At 72.2% G+C, this 15743-nt stretch carries 17 protein-coding genes; 10 read left to right on the forward strand and 7 right to left on the reverse strand.

What is annotated here, in order from left to right; translation table 11 throughout:
* The coding region (locus AB0N14_RS33670; protein ID WP_366029499.1) for an alpha amylase C-terminal domain-containing protein at window positions 1–881 on the forward strand (881 nt) is incomplete at its 5' end.
* 193 nt (window positions 882–1074) lie between these two features.
* Window positions 1075–1869, forward strand: a complete 795-nt coding sequence (locus AB0N14_RS33675) for a SigB/SigF/SigG family RNA polymerase sigma factor (protein ID WP_263228348.1) — start codon at window positions 1075–1077, stop codon at window positions 1867–1869.
* A gap of 203 nt (window positions 1870–2072) precedes the next feature.
* Here AB0N14_RS33675 and AB0N14_RS33680 read toward each other — a convergent pair whose 3' ends face one another.
* A complete protein-coding gene (locus AB0N14_RS33680) occupies window positions 2073–2426 on the reverse strand; it encodes an ANTAR domain-containing protein (protein ID WP_366029500.1) in 354 nt (117 codons plus the stop codon).
* Between the two features lie 139 nt (window positions 2427–2565).
* On the opposite strand from AB0N14_RS33680, the gene AB0N14_RS33685 reads away from it, so the two are divergent.
* From AB0N14_RS33685 to AB0N14_RS33710, 6 genes are all read left to right on the forward strand, one after another.
* On the forward strand, window positions 2566–3231 hold the full coding sequence (locus AB0N14_RS33685; RefSeq protein WP_366029501.1) for a UdgX family uracil-DNA binding protein: 666 nt from the start codon (window positions 2566–2568) through the stop codon (window positions 3229–3231).
* Between the two features lie 85 nt (window positions 3232–3316).
* The gene (locus AB0N14_RS33690; RefSeq protein ID WP_366029502.1) at window positions 3317–3526 is read left to right on the forward strand and encodes a hypothetical protein; all 210 of its coding nucleotides are present in this window, start codon (window positions 3317–3319) and stop codon (window positions 3524–3526) included.
* Window positions 3527–3555: 29 nt separating this feature from the next.
* Window positions 3556–5016, forward strand: coding sequence for an aminotransferase class I/II-fold pyridoxal phosphate-dependent enzyme (locus AB0N14_RS33695; RefSeq protein WP_366029503.1), 1461 nt, complete (start codon window positions 3556–3558; stop codon window positions 5014–5016).
* A 191-nt stretch (window positions 5017–5207) separates the two neighbouring features.
* Entirely contained in the window at window positions 5208–5888 is a 681-nt protein-coding gene (locus AB0N14_RS33700) for an ABC transporter permease (protein ID WP_366029504.1), read from the forward strand.
* On the forward strand, window positions 5885–6556 hold the full coding sequence (locus tag AB0N14_RS33705) for an ABC transporter permease (protein WP_366029505.1): 672 nt from the start codon (window positions 5885–5887) through the stop codon (window positions 6554–6556). The genes AB0N14_RS33700 and AB0N14_RS33705 overlap by 4 nt, the downstream gene beginning before the upstream one ends.
* Window positions 6553–7488 (forward strand): ABC transporter substrate-binding protein, encoded by a 936-nt coding sequence (locus AB0N14_RS33710; protein ID WP_366029506.1) that lies wholly within the window; start codon window positions 6553–6555, stop codon window positions 7486–7488. The genes AB0N14_RS33705 and AB0N14_RS33710 overlap by 4 nt, the downstream gene beginning before the upstream one ends.
* Window positions 7489–7647: 159 nt before the next feature.
* Here the strand turns inward: AB0N14_RS33710 and AB0N14_RS33715 are convergent, their stop codons facing one another.
* Entirely contained in the window at window positions 7648–8103 is a 456-nt protein-coding gene (locus tag AB0N14_RS33715) for a MarR family transcriptional regulator (protein WP_366029507.1), read from the reverse strand.
* Window positions 8104–8171: 68 nt separating this feature from the next.
* On the opposite strand from AB0N14_RS33715, the gene AB0N14_RS33720 reads away from it, so the two are divergent.
* Window positions 8172–8636, forward strand: coding sequence for a hypothetical protein (locus AB0N14_RS33720; RefSeq protein WP_366029508.1), 465 nt, complete (start codon window positions 8172–8174; stop codon window positions 8634–8636).
* Complete coding sequence (locus AB0N14_RS33725; RefSeq protein ID WP_366029509.1) at window positions 8633–10237, forward strand: multicopper oxidase domain-containing protein; 1605 nt, start codon at window positions 8633–8635, stop codon at window positions 10235–10237. Before AB0N14_RS33720 ends, AB0N14_RS33725 begins: the two co-directional genes overlap by 4 nt.
* Here AB0N14_RS33725 and AB0N14_RS33730 read toward each other — a convergent pair.
* The 5 genes from AB0N14_RS33730 to AB0N14_RS33750 all read right to left on the reverse strand — a co-directional run bounded on the left by AB0N14_RS33730 (window position 10227) and on the right by AB0N14_RS33750 (window position 15741).
* Window positions 10227–11336: an ATP-binding cassette domain-containing protein gene (locus AB0N14_RS33730; protein ID WP_366029510.1), complete on the reverse strand. Its 1110-nt coding sequence runs from the start codon at window positions 11334–11336 to the stop codon at window positions 10227–10229. The two genes, AB0N14_RS33725 and AB0N14_RS33730, sit on opposite strands and share 11 nt — an antisense overlap.
* A gap of 22 nt (window positions 11337–11358) precedes the next feature.
* A complete protein-coding gene (locus AB0N14_RS33735) occupies window positions 11359–12000 on the reverse strand; it encodes a lactate utilization protein C (RefSeq protein WP_366029511.1) in 642 nt (213 codons plus the stop codon).
* Complete coding sequence (locus AB0N14_RS33740; RefSeq protein ID WP_366029512.1) at window positions 11997–13481, reverse strand: LutB/LldF family L-lactate oxidation iron-sulfur protein; 1485 nt, start codon at window positions 13479–13481, stop codon at window positions 11997–11999. The genes AB0N14_RS33735 and AB0N14_RS33740 overlap by 4 nt, the downstream gene beginning before the upstream one ends.
* Complete coding sequence (locus AB0N14_RS33745; RefSeq protein ID WP_366029513.1) at window positions 13478–14233, reverse strand: (Fe-S)-binding protein; 756 nt, start codon at window positions 14231–14233, stop codon at window positions 13478–13480. The genes AB0N14_RS33740 and AB0N14_RS33745 overlap by 4 nt, the downstream gene beginning before the upstream one ends.
* Before the next feature lie 71 nt (window positions 14234–14304).
* On the reverse strand, window positions 14305–15741 hold the full coding sequence (locus AB0N14_RS33750; protein ID WP_366029549.1) for a rhamnulokinase family protein: 1437 nt from the start codon (window positions 15739–15741) through the stop codon (window positions 14305–14307).
* Window positions 15742–15743: the final 2 nt, after the last annotated feature.

Genomic DNA, 15743 nt, shown 5'->3' on the forward strand with positions numbered 1-15743 from the left:
TCGCGTTCCTGCAGGAGATGAACGCCACCGTCTACCGCCGCTGCCCGGGCGTGGTGACGATCGCGGAGGAGTCCACCGCCTGGGACGGCGTCACCAGACCCACCGATCAGGGCGGCCTCGGCTTCGGCCTGAAGTGGAACATGGGCTGGATGCACGACTCCCTCGTCTATGTGTCCAAGGACCCGATCCACCGCAGGTACCACCACAACGAGATGACGTTCTCGATGGTGTACGCCTACAGCGAGAACTACGTCCTGCCGATCTCGCACGACGAGGTGGTGCACGGAAAGCAGGCCCTGGTTTCCAAGATGCCGGGGGACTGGTGGCAGCGGCGCGCCAACCACCGCGCCTACCTGGGCTTCATGTGGGCGCACCCGGGCAAGCAACTCCTCTTCATGGGACAGGAGTTCGCGCAGGGCGGCGAGTGGTCACAGGCCCAAGGCCTCGACTGGTGGCTGCTGGATCCGGAGTACGGGGCGGCACCCGACCACCGGGGCGTGCGGGACCTGGTCCGCGACCTCAACACCGTGTACCGCGGCACGCCGGCGCTGTGGCAGCGCGACACCGACCCGTCCGGGTTCCGCTGGGTCGTCTCGGACGCCGCCGACGACAACGTGTTCGCGTTCCTGCGCCACGACGCGGACGGCAGACCCCTGCTGGCCGTGTCGAACTTCTCGCCGGTCGTCCGCCACGACTACCGCCTGGGCGTCCCGGGCGACGTCCCCGCCTGGCAGGAGGTGCTGAACACGGACGCGGCGGCGTACGGTGGCAGCGACGTCCGTAACCCGGATCCCCTCGCCCCCGAACAGGGTCCCGGACACGGCGTCCGTCTGACCCTTCCGCCCCTGGCCACCGTATGGCTGCTTCCCGCAGTCGGGTGAGCGCCGACCGTCACTCTGTCCGAGAAATTGTTTGTCGTCCAGAAAGTCGGGAATGGGCTGATTAGTGCTTCGGACAGGAGGCACGTCCGTGGGAGCTGGCTCACCAGCCCCGGGTGTGTTCCCCGTGCTGCTCCGTGAGTGCGCCCTCCCATGGTGACTGTCCAATCAGCCCCTCGAGGGAGTTGAAAAGCACATGCGCATCACGGTCAAGGCCAAGCAACACCCGCACGACGACGCCCCTGACACCACCGACGCCTTCGCACAGCTGCGGGGGCTGCCAGACGGCCCCGAGCGGCAGGCGCTGCGCGATGAGATCGTCCGGTCGTGGCTGCCGATGGCCGAGCGCATCGCCCGGCGCTACAGAGGCAGGGGCGAGTCCGTCGAGGATCTGTGCCAGGTGGCCGCCCTCGGGCTGGTCAAGGCGGTCGACCGCTATGAGCCGGCGCGCGGCTACGCGTTCGAGAGTTATGCCATTCCCACCATCACCGGTGAGATCAAGCGACACTTCCGGGACCACATGTGGGTCCTGCACGTACCGCGGCGTGTTCAGGACCTGCGCAACCGGGTGCGGGCGGCCGTCAAGGAGATCGGACAGGAGACCCCGGGGCACGGCCCGACCGTCGCCGAGATCGCCGAGCACGCGCACCTCAGCGAGGACGACGTGCGGGTGGGACTGGAAGCCATGGACAGCTTCACCGCGCTCTCCCTGGACGCGGAGGTCGCCGGCAGCGACGACGGCTACGCGCTCGGCGACGCCCTCGGCGACTCCGACGCCGGCTACGACCTGATCGTCGACCGGGAGGCCGTCAAGCCGTGTCTGCGCTCCCTGCCCGAGCGCGAGCGCACCATCCTCTATCTGCGCTACTTCCGGGGGATGACCCAGAGCCGCATCGCGAGCCAGCTCGGCATCTCCCAGATGCACGTCTCGCGCCTGCTGAGCGGATGCTGTGCGCGTGTGCGCGAGGAAGCCCTTTCCGACAGCGCCTGATGCCCGGACCCGGCCGATCCGCCCTGCCGTCCGCCGCGGCATCGGTTCGCATCGCATCCGGCCGCCCGAGCCGCTTGTCGACCGGACGGCCGTTTGCGGTGGGCTCACTGCCGAACCCTCCCGGGAACGGTTGGCCAGTGCGCCGACACCTTCCGGACTATCCGCGAGAGGGTGTTTGAAACACGACGCCGGCACACGCGGCGTCAGTGCTGCGGCGGGCCCTCCGGCAACTGCGTGGGGCCGTAGCGGTCGAGCGTGTCCTCCAGAAGGACGCGCAGGTCGTCCGGCAGATCCCCGGCGCGGCCCCAGATCAGTATCATCTCCGCGACATTGCGCAGTTTGATGTTCGCGTGCTGCGAGACCTCCCGGAGCACCTCCCACCCCTGGCCGGGCGTCACATGGCCGAGGGCGACGAGCATGCCGATGGCCTGGTCCACCGTCGCGTGCGAGGTGACGGCCTCCTTCAGCTGGCAGATCTCCTCCTCCAGCTGGAAGATCCGTTCCGCTTGGGAGGTGGTGTCCGGCTTGTGCTCTCCCCGACGGGCTCTCGAGGTCATCGTCCCCTCCGGGGTGCTGTGGTCTTCGCCGATGTCGGGCTTCCTCCATCGTCCCCACCGCGCCAGGGGTGTGCGAGCCGGGAGAAGGGGTACTGCGGGGACCGGGTCAGGACCGTGGGCCGGGGAGGTGAAGAAAGTCATGAGCCGTTCCGAGGACGCCCGGGCGAGTGCGTACGACGCGACCCCGTTCCTGCCGGACGGCGGCGACCTCGCCGCATACCGGCGGGCCGCCGCCGACTGCCACGGCTGCCCCCTGTACGAGAACGCCACCCAGACCGTGTTCGGCCGGGGGGACACCTCGGCGCGGGTCGTGCTGGTCGGCGAGCAGCCGGGCGACCAGGAGGACCGGCAGGGCGAACCCTTCGTGGGCCCGGCCGGACGCCTGCTGGACAAGGCGCTGACCGAGGCCGGCATCGACCGCGGCGCCGCGTACGTCACCAACGCGGTCAAGCACTTCAAGTTCACCGTCGTCCCCGAACGCGGCAAGCGGCGCATCCACAAGGCGCCCAGCCTCCGCGAGATGAGCGCCTGCAAGCCCTGGTTGCGCGCCGAACTGGACCTGATCCGGCCCGACGTCGTGGTGGCCCTGGGCGCGACCGCCGCCAAGTCCCTGCTGGGCGGCTCCTTCCGGGTGAGCAAGGACCGCGGGAGCCTGCTCCCGCTGCCCGGCTCCGAGGACGAGCGGTACGTCGTCGCGACGGTGCATCCCTCGGCGATCCTGCGCGCCGACGACCGGGAGGCGGCGTACGCCGGGCTCGTGTCCGACCTGAAGGTGGCGGCGCGGGCGCTGGACGGGCGCGCCTGACCTGAAGGCGGCGGCGCGGGCGCTGAACGTGTGAGCGGCGGCTCCGGTGCGCCTGATCCAGAGATCCGCGGGTACCCGGCCCGCCATGAACACGATCCTGTCGCGCCTGCCGTGGCGCAAGAAGCCGACCCGTACCGCCACCGAGGAGGTTCTGGAGGAGGTGAAGGAGCAGGGCCACGAGGACGACACCGACACCGGCGGGGGCACCGGGGGCGGCGCGGGTGACCCGATCACCCCGAGCCTCCAGGCCAACCGGAAGACCGCCGGGGGACGCCCCTCCGACCGAGAGCCGTGACCGACCGCTCGACGAAGGAGGGAACACCCGTGGACCAGACCCGAGTGCCGATTCTCGAAGCCCTGCGCCGCTACCACGAGCGCGGGGAGCTCGCTTTCACCCCGCCCGGGCACAAACAGGCCCGCGGCGCCGACCCGGAAGCCAGAGAGCTGCTGAGCGACGTCTTCCGCTCCGATGTGCTCGCCTCGGGCGGTCTCGACGATCGCCGCATGACCGGTGACGTCCTGGTGCGGGCCGAGGAGCTGATGGCGGACGCCGTCCACGCCGAGCACACCTTCTTCACCACCTGCGGCAGCTCGCTGTCCGTGAAGGCCGCGATGCTCGCGGTGGCGGGCCCGCACGAGCAGCTCGTCGTGGGCCGCGACGCCCACAAGTCGGTGGTCTCCGGACTGATCCTGGCCGGCATCGAGCCCGTCTGGGTCGACCCCCGGTGGGACGAGCGGCAGCGCTTCGCGCACGCACCCTCACCGGAGGCCTTCGCCGAGGCCCTCGACCGCCATCCCGAGGCGCGCGGCGCCCTGGTCACCAGCCCGACCCCGTACGGCGGCTGCGCGGACCTGGCCGCGATCGCCGAGGTCTGCCACGCGCGCGGAGTGCCGCTCATCGTCGATGAGGCGTGGGGCGCGCACCTGCCCTTCCACCCGGATCTGCCGTCCTGGGCGATGGACGCCGGCGCGGACGTCTGCGTGACCAGCATCCACAAGATGGGCAGCGGCTTCGAACAGGGCTCTGTCTTCCATCTGCAGGGGTCTTTGATCGATCCCACGACCCTGAAGTCACGTGCGGACCTGTTGGGCACCACCAGCCCCTCCGTCCTCATCTTCGCCGGACTCGACGCCTGGCGCCGCCAGATGGCCCTGCGCGGCAAGGACCTGCTGGACGACGCCCTGCACCTGGCCGAGCAGGTCCGGGCCGCCGTCGAGGAGATCCCGGGCCTGGAGGTCCTCGGGCGCGACGACCTGGTGGGCCCGGGCCTGTCCGCGGACTACGACCCGCTGCCCGTCACGATCGACGTCAGCGGCCTCGGCACGAGCGGCTACCGCGCCGCCGACTGGCTGCGCGCCGAACACCACATCGACATGCACCTCTCCGACCACCGCCGGATCAGCGCGCAGCTCACCTTCGCCGACTCGCCCGACACCACCCGGCCCCTGCTCCAGGCCCTGCGCGACCTTGCCGGGCACGCCGATGAGCTGGCGGCCGGTCTGCCGCACCCCGAGGTGCCGACGGGAGCCGAGATGCGCCTCGAACAGGTGCGCCTGCCGCGTGACGCCTACTTCGGGCCCAAGGAGTCCGTGCCCCTGGAGCAGGCGGCAGGCCGGATCTCCGCCGAGATGATCACGCCCTATCCGCCGGGCATCCCGGCCGTCCTGCCGGGCGAACGCCTCACCGAGCCGGTGCTGCGCTACCTGCGGACGGGCCTGGAGTCGGGCATGAACCTCCCCGACGCCGACGACCCCCAGCTGCACACCATCAGCGTGAGCCGCTGAGCCGTCCCGCACGCGCACGAGGGGCGGCCCCGCCATGGGGCCGCCCCTCGGGTCGTACGCACCTCACGCGGGCCACGGTTCCGCCCGCCCCGCACGGACAACGCCGCCGTCGCCACCGCGGTGCGGACGGCGACACCCCGACGGGCCACCACAACGAGCGCGGCCCCTCGCCCGCCCGGTCCCATGGACGTGTGACCACGGCCCCGGACGACTGCCTCGCCCGCAACGAGTGGATCTGCGGCGCCTACCTGCGCACCCGCCGCCACATCCTCCTCGACGCGGTGCTCCAGCACCTGCAGCTGGTCACGGCCTCCGTCGTCATCGGCCTGCTCGTCGCGGTCCCGCTCGCGGTCCTGGCGCGCCGCATGCGCCGGGCCGCCGCACCCGTCCTCGGCGTCACCACGGTCCTCTACACGATTCCGTCGCTGGCCATGTTCTCGCTGCTCCTGCCCCTGTACGGGCTGTCGGCGACCCTGGTCGTCACCGGGCTCGTCCTGTACTCGCTCACCCTGCTCGTCCGGAACATCCTCGCCGGGCTGCGCGCCGTCCCCGAGGAGACCCGGCAGGCCGCCCTCGGCATGGGCTACGGACCGATCCGGCTGCTGCTCACCGTGGAACTCCCGCTCGCCCTGCCCGCTGCCATGGCCGGCCTGCGCATCGCCACCGTCTCCGCGGTGTCCCTGGTCACGGTCGGGGCGATCGTCGGCTTCGGCGGTCTCGGCAACCTCATCTACGCGGGCATGAACACCTACTTCAAGGCACAGGTGCTGACCGCGTCCGTGCTGTGCGTGCTGATCGCGGTGGCCGCCGACGTGCTGCTGCTCGCTGTGCAACGGCTCGCCACCCCCTGGGCGAGGGCGAGAAGCCGATGAGGACCCTCGGCGACACCTGGAACTGGCTCACCGACCCGGCGCACTGGGCGGGCGACGACGGCATCGGGCACCGGCTGCAGCAGCACCTCGTCCTGACCGCCGTCTGTCTCCTCATCAGCTGCCTGATCGCACTGCCCGTCGCCCTCGTCCTGGGTCACCTCGGCAAGGGCGGCGCACTCGCCGTCAACCTCTCCAACGTCGGCCGCGCCGTCCCCACCTTCGCCGTGCTGGTGCTCCTGCTGCTCACCCCGATCGGCGCTTGGGGCGACGGCCCCACCGTCGTCGCTCTCGTGCTGTTCGCGGTGCCGCCGCTGCTGACCAACGCGTACGTCGGCATGCGGGGGGTCGACCCCGACGTGGTACGAGCGGCGCGGGGGATGGGCATGACCGGCCGGCAGCTGCTCCTTCGCGTGGAACTGCCGTTGTCGCTCCCCATGGTGATGGGCGGGGTGCGCATCGCCGCCGTCCAGCTCGTCGCCACCGCCACGATCGCCGCGCTGGCCGGCGGCGGCGGACTCGGCCGCATCATCACCGCGGGCTTCAACCTGGCCAGTACGCCGCAGGTCGTCGCCGGGGCCGTCCTGGTGGCCGCGTTCGCACTGGTGGTCGAGGGGATCTTCGAGACCGTCGAGCGGCTGACGCCGCGCCGGGCGGGGGACCGGCGATGAGACGGTACGCGGCGCTCGCGTCCGTCCTGCTGGTCGCCGGCTGTACGACGGGCCCCTCCCTGGAGACCCGGAGCCGGGTCACCGCGCCGCCCGGCGACAGCAGGCACCTGACCGTCGGCTCGGCCGGCTTCACCGAGAGCGACCTCCTCGCCCACATGTACGCCCTGCTGCTGAACCGGGCCGGCTACACGACCTCCCTCATCACGGTCGCCAACCGCGAACTGTACGAACCGGCGCTGGAGTCCGGGCAGATCGACGTGATCCCGGAGTACGCGGCCACCTTCGCGGACTGGCTCCAGGCGAGGACCCACGGCGCCGGGGCCGCGCCCGTCGGCTCGCCGGACCTCGCCGCCACCATGAGCGCGCTGCGGAGACTGACCGCGCCCCGCGGACTGACGGTGCTCGACCCGGGCCGCGCGGTCGACCGGAACGCCTTCGCGGTGACCCGCGCCTACGCGCGCGACCACCACCTGAGGACCCTGAGCGACCTCGGCCGCTCCGGCCTGAAGGTGCGGCTCGCGGCCGGGGACGAATGCGTGCGCCGGCCGTACTGCGCACCGGGGTTGAGGAAGACCTACGGCATCGACATCACCGGTGTCGACCCCAAGGGTGTCGGCACCACGCAGGCCAAGCGGGCCGTCCGGGACGGGCGGGACCAGATGGTGCTGACCACCACGACGGACGCCACCCTCGACGCGTTCGGGCTCGTCCTGCTCGCCGACGACAGACAGCTGCAGAACGCGGACTACGTCGTCCCGGTCGTCAACCGCGCCCGGGCGGGCGGCGTCCGTGTCACCAACGCCCTGGGCGCTCTCAACTCGGTCCTGACGACAGAAGACCTGGCGTCCCTGAACCAGCGGGTGGACAGCTGGCGGCGGCTGCCGCAGGACGTGGCCCGCGCCTACCTCAAGGACAAGGGGCTCCTTGAGTGACGCCGCGGGTGGGCCTCCTGTCCGCCCCGGAAGCCGATGAGCGACACCCAGTACGCCCGCCGCGCCCAGCAGGACGACACGACGCCCGACCGGGCGCCTCCTGTGGCTGTCGGGTCATGCCCTCCGGTGTCCGCCGCCCGGTTGTGACGCGCACACGCCCTACGTTTCGGGCGCTCTGCCGAAGCGTTCCAATAGTGCGCACAGCAGTTCCTGGTCGTCCTCCTCCAGGCAGTCCAGGAGCCGGGCGCCCACCTCGTCGGCGATCCGCGAGGCCTCGGCGAACAGGGCCCTGCCCTGTTCGGTCAGCTCCACCGCGTGGGCGCGCCGGTCGGCGGGCGAGGGCCGCCGCACGGCCAGACCACGGGCCTCCAGATCGTCGACCGTGCGCACCATCGAGGACTTGTCGCTGCCGGTGAGGTCGATGAGCCGGCGCTGGCTGAGCGCCCCGTGCCTGGCGAGGTTGAGCAGCACCCCGTAGTGCCGGCCCTCGATGCCGAGCGGACGCAGCGCCTCGGCGAACGTCCGTGCGGCCCGTCGCTGGGCGAGACGGAGCAGGGGGCCGATGCGGGCGGGACCGGCACCGGGCGCGGAGGAGGCGGAGCGGGGGGCGTTCATGGCCGCTCAGCATAGGGCAGGTCGAGATTGGTTCCCAAGAGATAGTCTCGTCTGGCACTATCTCATTCATGCCCAATCGGATCGTTCCTTCCCCGCGCCCGGTGGCGGATCCGCCCGCACCCGCCGACGGTGGCCGCCACTCGGTGCGGCCCTGGACCCTCGTGCTCTTCCGGACCGTGGTCACCTGCGAGGCCGTCCTGGCCGTCGGGCAGGCGGTACTGGCCGGGAGCTTCCTGTCCGGTCACTACGGAGCCCTCGACCTGCACGCCCTCAACGCGACCGCCACCGGGCTCACCGCCGTGGCCCAGATCGTGGCCTCGGTGCTGCTGTGGCGGCCCGGTGGCGGGCCCGGCTGGCCGGCCCTGGCGGGCGTCGCGCTGTTCGGGGCGGAGGCGGGGCAGATCGCCATGGGGTACGCGCGGGTGCTCGCCGTTCATGTCCCGCTGGGCGTGGCGATCATCGCCTGCACCTTGCTGATGCTGGTCCGGGCCTGGCGCCCGGACCGTTCCCGCCGTGCGGAGCGGCGCGCATGACCGGGGGCATCGGCCGCCGCCGACTGCTCACCGCGGCGGCCCTCGGCGGCGGCGCGCTCACCGTCGGCGGATGGGCCATGGCCTCGGGCTCGCTGACGCCCGGTCAGCCGGGGCTGCTGCTGCGCAGCCAGGCCCCCCTGCCGCCGCCGTACGCGGTGCCGCTGCCCGTGCCGTCCGTGCTCGCGCCGGTCCGCTCCGACGGCACGACGGACGTGTACGAGATCACCCAGCGGACGGCGCGCCTGCGCATCCTGCCCGGTCTGGACACCACCGCCTGGACCTACGGCGGCACCTTCCCCGGGCCCACGCTGGTCTCGCGCTCGGGGCGCCGCACGGTGGTGCGGCACCGCAACGAACTGCCGCATCCGACCGTCGTCCACCTGCACGGCGGCCACACCCCGTACGGCAGCGACGGCTACCCGACCGCGCTGATCCTGCCGCGCGGCGGCACGGCGTCCGGGGCGGGCGGCATGGCGGCGATGCCGGGGATGGCGGGGATGCCGGGCTTGGACCGGACGGCCGGTTCCCAGGACGGTGCCGCGGTCCTGCGGACGTACACGTATCCGATGGAGCAACGGGCCGCCACCCTCTGGTACCACGACCACCGCATGGGCTTCACCGGCCCGAACGTCTGGCACGGCCTCGCCGGGTTCCACCTCGTCCACGACGACGAGGAAGAGGCGCTGCCGCTGCCCAGCGGCGACCGCGACATCCCCCTGATGATCACCGACCGGTCCTTCGCGGCCGACGGCTCCTTCCGGTACCCGGCCCTGGACGCGGCACAGCACACGCCAGGCGTCAGTGCGCGCTACATGGACGGCGTCCTGGGCGACGTCATCCTCGTCAACGGGGCACCCTGGCCGGTGCTTCCGACCCGGCGGCTGCGCTACCGGCTGCGCCTGCTCAACGCCTCCAACGCCCGCCGCTACCGCCTGGCGCTCGACCCTCCGCCCCCGGGTGGCGGCGGTCTGGTGCAGATCGGCGGCGACGGTGGCCTGCTTCGGACGCCGCTCGCGCACGACACGCTGGACATCGCCCCGGCCGAACGCTTCGACGTGATCGTCGACTTCTCCCGCTACCGGCCCGGCACCCGCGTACGGCTGGTCAACCAGCTGGGCAGCGGGAGCACGGCGGCCGTGATGCGGTTCGACGTCTCCACCGGCCGGCCACCGGCCGACGACTCACGCATACCGGCACGGCTGTCCGCGATACCCACGCCGCGTCCAGACCGGGCCACGGCGGTGCGGACGTTCCACTTCCAGCGGCGCGCCGGATCCACCGGCTGGACCATCAACGGCCGCCCCTACGAGCCCGGCAGGCCCCTGGCCACCGTCCGGCTCGGCACCACCGAGGTGTGGCGGTTCGTCACCGACTTCCACCACCCCGTCCATCTCCATCTCGACCACTTCCGGGTGACCGCCCGCAACGGCCGCTCACCAGGGCCGTACGACGCGGGCTGGAAGGACACGGTCGACCTGCGCCCCGCCGAATCCGTGGAGATCGTCACCCACTTCACCGACTACCCGGGCCGCTACATGCTGCACTGCCACAACCTGGAACACGAGGACATGGCGATGATGGCCGACTTCGTCACGGAGTGAACGCGTCCGCCGAGCGGCGCAGCGTCTCGTGCAGTCCGGCCGGGGTGAGGACACCGAGGAAACACCCCCCGTCCAGGACCGCCACCCACCCGGCGTCGTGCCGGAGCATCACCTCGAACGCCTGCTTGAGTGAAGAGCCCACCGGCACCCAGCAGTCCATCCGGTGGGCGTGGTCGCGGACGAGGCCGCCGCCGGCGAGTTCCTCGGTGCCGACCCAGCCGTGCAGATGACCCTCAGGGTCGAGGACGACCGCCCGGAGTGCGCCCTCGGCGCGCAACCGGGCCTCGGCGCGCCGGGCGGGCTCGTCGAGGCGTGCGACCGGCGGCTGTTCGAGGCCGCCCGGCTGGACCTCCGTCACCGACAGGCGCTTCAGCCCACGGTCCGCGCCCACGAACGCGGCGACATACGGCGTGGCCGGCCTGCCCAGCACCGCCCCCGGCGTGTCGAACTGCTCGACGCGCCCCTGCCCGTACACCGCCATCCGGTCGCCCAGCCGCACCGCTTCCTCGATGTCGTGCGTGACCAGCAGCACCGTCTTGCGCACCGCCGCCTGCATCCGCAGGAACTCGTCCTGCAACTGCTCCCGCACCACCGGGTCGACCGCCCCGAACGGCTCGTCCATCAGCAGCACGGGCGGATCCGCGGCGAGCGCCCGCGCCACCCCCACCCGCTGCCGTTGACCGCCCGACAACTGGTCGGGATAGCGCGGCCCGTACGTCCTGGGGTCCAGGCCCACCAGCTCCAGCAGCTCGGCGGCCCGCGCCCGCGCCTTCGCCCTCTTCCAGCCCAGCAGCAGCGGGACGGTCGCCGTGTTGTCGAGCACGGTGCGATGCGGGAACAGCCCCACCTGCTGGATTACGTAGCCGATCCGGCGCCGCAATCGCACCGGATCGACGCCCGCGATGTCGTCACCGCCCACGAGCACCCGCCCGGAGGTCGGTTCCACCAGCCGGTTGACCAGCATCATCGTGGTCGTCTTGCCGCAGCCGGACGGCCCGACGAGCGTGACCAGTTCACCCTCGGCGACCTCGAAGGACAGGTCGCGCACGGCGGTCGTGCCGTCCGGATACCGCTTGGTGACCTGCTCGAACCGGATCATTCCCTCACGCTAACCGTGCCGGTCACTCACCGCTCACCAGCACCACCTCCAGGGTGCGCGGACCGTGCACCCCCTCGACCCGGTCCAGTTCGATGTCGCTCGTCGCGGACGGCCCGGAGATCCACGTCAGCGGGCGCGTCGGGTCGAGCCGTTCCAGGGCCTGGGGGACGGAGGAGACCACCTGGTCGGGGACGCGCACCACACAGATGTGGTGGTCGGGGACCAGGGTGATACGGCGGCGGCCCTGGTCCGGTGCGCCGTCCAGCACGATGGTGCCGGTCTCGGCGATGGCGACGGCGCATCCGGTGACCACGCTGTCGACGCGGTCCAGCTCGTGCGGGGTGCTCTCCGCCCGGTCGGGGACCTGCTCCACGCCCGTCAGCCAGTGCGACGGCAGTCCGGGCGGCACCAGGACGGTGCGCGCGCCGTGCGCGGCGAGCAGACCGGCCAGCACCGACGGCAGCGCGGCGGCATCGGTGCGGTGCACGATCGCCCGGTAGTCCGCCAGGTTCTCCGCCAGCAGATCGACCGCCTCCTCGACGGTGCGCTCGCCGTGCTGCCGCAGATAGTCCCGCGAAACGGCCTGATCGTACGCCGTGTCGTCCTTCGGTACGTCCGCCAGCGCGCGCCGCACCCGGCCCAGGATCTGCTCTCTGGTGTTCACTTTCCGTCGCCTCCGTCCTTGCCGCCCCGGGTCCGCTGCCACCAGTCGCGGAACGGCTCCGCCGGCACCTGCGGCAGGTCCCGGCTCGCGCTCCACGCCCGGCCCGGGCCCGGCAGCGTCCGGGGAAGGAAGCGGCGCGACCGCGACGCCAGCCGCTGACCCGTCCGCAGCGCCCCGGGGTGGCCGAACGTCCAGCGTGCCGCCCGCATCGCCGCCCGTTCGGCGGCATGTCCCTTCGCGGGCCTCAGCACGACCTTGTTGCCGCCCCGTGTCACCGGCCCGCCCTGCACGACCCGTTCCCGCAGGTGCACCAGCACCTCGGGAATGTCGATGGCGACCGGGCACACCTCGTAGCAGGCGCCGCACAGCGAGGACGCGTACGGCAGCGAGGCGTCGATCTCGCTCTGCGTGCCCCTCAGCTGGGGACTGAGGATCGCGCCGATGGGGCCCGGGTACACCGAGCCGTAGGCGTGTCCACCCGCCCGCTCGTACACCGGGCAGACGTTGAGACACGCCGAGCAGCGGATGCAGCGCAGCGCCTGGCGGCCCACCTGGTCGGCGAGCGTGTCGGCGCGCCCGTTGTCGAGCAGGACCAGGTGGAAGGTCTTCGGTCCGTCCTCGTCGGTCGTGCCGGTCCACGTGCTGGTGTACGGGTTCATGCGTTCGGCCGTGGAGGAGCGCGGCAGGGTCTGCAGGAACACCTCCAGGTCCCGCCAGGTCGGCACGATCTTCTCGATGCCGACGACCGAGATCAGCGTCTCGGGGAGGGTGACGCACATCCGACCGTTGCCCTCGGACTCCACCACGACCAGCGTGCCGGTCTCCGCGACCAGGAAGTTCGCGCCGGAGATCCCGACCTTGGCGCGCAGGAACTTCTCCCGCAGGTGCAGCCGGGCCGCCTCGGCGAGTTCGGCGGGCGTGTCGGTCAGCCCCTCGGGCGCAGGGCGGCCCCATTCGGCCATCTCCGAGCGGAAGATGTCCCGGATCTCGCCGCGGTTGCGGTGGATCGCCGGGACGAGAATGTGGGAGGGCCGGTCCTTGCCCAACTGGACGATCAGCTCGGCGAGATCGGTCTCGTAGGCGCGGATGCCCTCCGCCTCCAGGGCCTCGTTGAGGCCGATCTCCTGGGTGGCCATGGACTTGACCTTGACCACTTCGGACTCGCCGGTCGCCCTGACCAGTTCGGCCACGATCCGGTTGGCCTCGTCCGCGTCGGCGGCCCAGTGCACCACGCCGCCCGCCGCGGTGACCGACTCCTCCAACTGGAGCAGATACCGGTCGAGATGGCGCAGCGTGTGGTCCTTGATCTGCCGGCCCGCCTCCCGCAGTGCCGCCCAGTCGGACACCTCCGCGACCGCCTTGGCGCGCTTGGCGCGGATGGTGTGGGTGGCGTGGCGCAGATTGCCGCGCAGGGTCCGGTCGCGCACCGCCTCGTGCGCCGCCGCCGGGAAGGCGGGCATACCGAGATACGTTCCGCTCATACCAGCGGCTCCTCTTCCGTGCTCGCCAGGATCTCCGCGATGTGCACCGGCCGCATCCCGACCCTCATGCGCGCCATCGTCCCGCCGATGTGCATCAGGCAGGAGTTGTCGGCCGCGCACAGCACCGCCGCGCCCGTCGACTCGGCGTTGCGCACCTTGTCGACGCCCATCGCCGCCGAGACATCGGGGTTCTTCAGGGCGAAGGTGCCGCCGAAGCCGCAGCACTCCTCGGCCCCCGGCAGCTCGACCAACTCCAGCCCCTTCACCGCCTGGAGCAGCCGCCCGGGACGGTCGCCGAGGGCCAGGCCCCGCAGACCGTGGCAGGTCGGGTGGTAGGTCACCTTGTGCGGGTAGTACGCGCCGACATCGGTCACTCCCAGCACGTCCACCAGGAATTCCGTCAGCTCGTATGTCTTCGGGACCACGGGCGCCAGCGTGTCCGCGAGGGTGTCCCCGCGGCCCTCCGCCCGTGCCCGCTCGCCCATCCGCGGATACAGCTCCCGCACCATCGCCCCACAGGACCCCGACGGCGTCACGATCGCCTCATAGTCCCGGAAGACATCGGAGAACTTCACGGCGAGCGGCTCGGCCTCATGCCGGTATCCGGTGTTGTAGTGGGCCTGCCCGCAGCACGTCTGCGCCATCGGGAAGTCGACCTCGACGCCCAGTCTGGTCAGCAGTTTCACCACCGCGCGGCCGGTGTCCGGATAGAGCGTGTCGTTGACGCAGGTCAGGAACAGGGCGACACGCATCGCGGCTCCTCGGGTCGATCATCGGATGAGTGCAGGGTAGTCGGCGGGCGCGGCCTGCGGGAGACCCCGGCTCAGGGCGTGGCGAGCCGGGACTCCGCCGCGCGCCACATGGCCGTGTCGCCGCGCGGTTCGTACCGTGTGAGCGGCTGGGTGGCGGCGAGCAGCCGGCGCATCTCGGCCCGGTCGCCGGCGAGCCCGTGGGCGCGGGCCTGGACGAGTACGTTCCCGAGGGCCGCCGCCTCCGTCGGACCGGCCACCACCGGCAGCCCGCAGGCGTCTGCGGTGAGCTGGCACAGCAGGGCGTTGCGGGTGCCGCCCCCGACGATGTGCACCACGTCCACCGGGTGGTCGGCGAGCCGCTGGGCCTCGGACACGGCCCGGCGGTGGGCGAGCGCGAGGGAGTCGAGGATGCACCGCGTGACCTCGGCGGGGGAGTCCGGCACCGGCTGCCCCGAGGCCCGGCACGCCTCGGCGATGCGCGCCGGCATCCGCCGGGGCGCCAGGAACGCCGCATCGCCCGCGTCCACCACGGACCGCAGCGCCGGGACCTCGGCGGCGGCCGACAGCAGTCCGGGCAGGTCCGGGTCGCCCCATTCCCGTACGCACTCCTGGAGCAGCCACAGTCCCATGATGTTCCGCAGATAGCGGATCGTGCCGTCCAGGCCGAGCTCGTTGGTGAAGTTGGCGGCCCGGCTCCCCTCGGTCAGCACGGGCGCCTGGAGCTCAAGGCCGGCCAGCGACCACGTGCCGGTGCAGATGTAGGCGAACCGCTCACCTGCGGCCGGTACGGCGGCCACCGCGGACGCCGTGTCGTGCGAACCCACGGTGGTCACCGGCACGGGACCCTTCAGACCCGTCTCGTCCAGCACCTCGGGCCGCAGCACACCGGCCGGGTCGCCGGGCCGGCGCAGCGGTGCGAACAGGCTCAGGTCGATGTCCAGCCGGGCCGCGACGCCGTACGCCCAGTCGCGCGTGCGGGGGTCGATGAGCTGGGTGGTGGAGGCGTTGGTCAGCTCGGTGCCCTGCTCGCCCGTCAGCCAGTACGTCAGCAGGTCCGGGATGAGCAACAGGCGCTCGCCCTGGGCGAGTTGGGCGGTGGAGCGGGCCGCGGTCAGCTGGTACAGCGTGTTGAAGGGCGCGTACTGCAAGCCGGTCGCGGCGTACAGCTCGTCCGCGGGGACGGTCGCCCAGACCTTCTCCGCGATCCCCTCCGTGCGCGCGTCCCGGTAGTGCACCGGGTTGCCGAGCAGGGCTCCGTCCGCGTCCAGCAGGCCGTAGTCCACGGCCCAGCTGTCGATGCCGACCGAGTCGACCCGGCCGGCCGCGCGCAACCCTTCGAGGACGCCCGCGTACAGCGACAGGATGTCCCAGCGCAGCCCCTCGGGGACCCGTACGGGCCGGTTCGGGAAGCGGTGCGCCTCGGTCAGCTCCAGGGTGCCGGGGCCCACGCGGCCGACCATGACGCGCCCGCTGGACGCCCCGAGGTCGACCGCGGCGTACGACTGCACGG

Source organism: Streptomyces sp. NPDC051104 (assembly GCF_040682835.1).
Lineage (GTDB): Bacteria > Actinomycetota > Actinomycetes > Streptomycetales > Streptomycetaceae > Streptomyces > Streptomyces cynarae.